Origin of the sequence: Streptomyces sp. NPDC013455 (genome assembly GCF_040632975.1) — a bacterium.
GTDB lineage: Bacteria > Actinomycetota > Actinomycetes > Streptomycetales > Streptomycetaceae > Streptomyces.
This window is the reverse complement of the sequence record NZ_JBEYCX010000081.1, coordinates 1-1,385: the sequence shown is the minus strand read 5'-3', so window position 1 is coordinate 1,385 and position 1,385 is coordinate 1. Positions and strand designations below refer to the sequence as shown.

1 protein-coding gene is annotated in these 1,385 nt (G+C 68.7%); it reads right to left on the bottom strand.

All coding sequences use genetic code 11. The features are described 5' to 3' along the window. Positions 1-1,352: AMP-binding protein (locus ABZ576_RS34390; protein ID WP_360750068.1), on the bottom strand; the 1,352-nt coding region annotated here is incomplete at its 3' end. Between the last annotated feature and the right edge of the window lie 33 nt (positions 1,353-1,385).

The following is a 1,385-nucleotide window of genomic DNA, read 5'->3' as shown; positions in this document are numbered from 1 at the left end:
TCCCGCTCGTCGAATTCCAGGACGGCGCGCATGACGTAGGCGTCCTCGCCGCCCTCGGCGAGGAGGTGGTGGAAGAGCAGGCCCTCCTGGAGCGGAGCGAGCGGATAGACGTCCTGGACGTTGGCCGCGCCGCCCGCGACGGTGGCCACGACCGCGGCGACCTCCTCCACGGTCAGATCGACCATGGGCAGCATCCCAGGAGTGATCTCGCTGACGCCCGCCGGAATCAGATTCTGCGGAGCCGTGACCTGCTCGGCCCCCGCCGAAGCCGCCAGGCCCGCAACGGTCGGGGCGTCGAACAGAGCCCGCACGGAGATCGACACACCCTGACCCCGCAGAACCTCGACCAGGCGCACGGCCAGAAGCGAGTGCCCGCCCAGCCGGAAGAAATCATCATCGACACCCACGCTGTCCAGGCCCAGAACCTCGGCGAACGCCGCACACACCATCTCCTCGCGCACGGTCGCCGGACCACGCCCCGCACCCGCCAGCACCCCGAAGTCGGGAGCCGGCAACGCCCTGCGGTCCAGCTTGCCGTGCACCGACACCGGCAGAGCATCAAGAACGACGACAGCCGACGGAACCATGTACTCCGGCAGCCGCCGGGCGGCGAACTCCCGCACGGACCCCTCCAGCCGACCACCACCCCCCTCGACCGGCACCACATAGGCCACCAGCCGCACATCACCGGGCTCATCCTCCCGAGCAACCACAGCCACCTGCGCGACCTGCGGATGCACGGCCACCACCGCCTGCACCTCACCCGGCTCGATCCGGAACCCACGGATCTTCACCTGCTCATCCGCACGACCCAGATACTCCAGCCGCCCCTCCGCGTTCCACCGCACCACATCCCCCGTGCGATACATCCGCTGCCCCGCACCGAACGGACTGGCCACAAACCGCTCCGCAGTCAACCCCGCACGACCCGCATAACCACGAGCAAGCTGCACACCCTCCAGATACAACTCACCCCCCACACCCACCGGCACAGGACTCAGAACCCCATCCAGCACATACACACGCGTATTGGAAACCGGCTCCCCGATCGGCACCGCACCCGCCCGCCCCGGCACGCACTGCCACGCGGTCACATCCACCGACGCCTCCGTCGGCCCATACAGATTGTGCAACTCCACCCCCGGCAGCACAGCGAAGAACCGCTCCTGCCCCGCCACCGGCAACGCCTCACCCGAGCAGAACACCCGCCGCAGACCACCACACCCACCCACCGACGGCTCCGCCAGAAACGCCGCCAGCATCGACGGCACGAAATGCACCGTCGTCACACCCTGCTCCCGGATCAGCGAAGCGAGATAACCCGGCTCCCGATGCCCACCAGGCCTCGCCACCACCAACGCCGCACCCTCCAACAACGGCCAGAA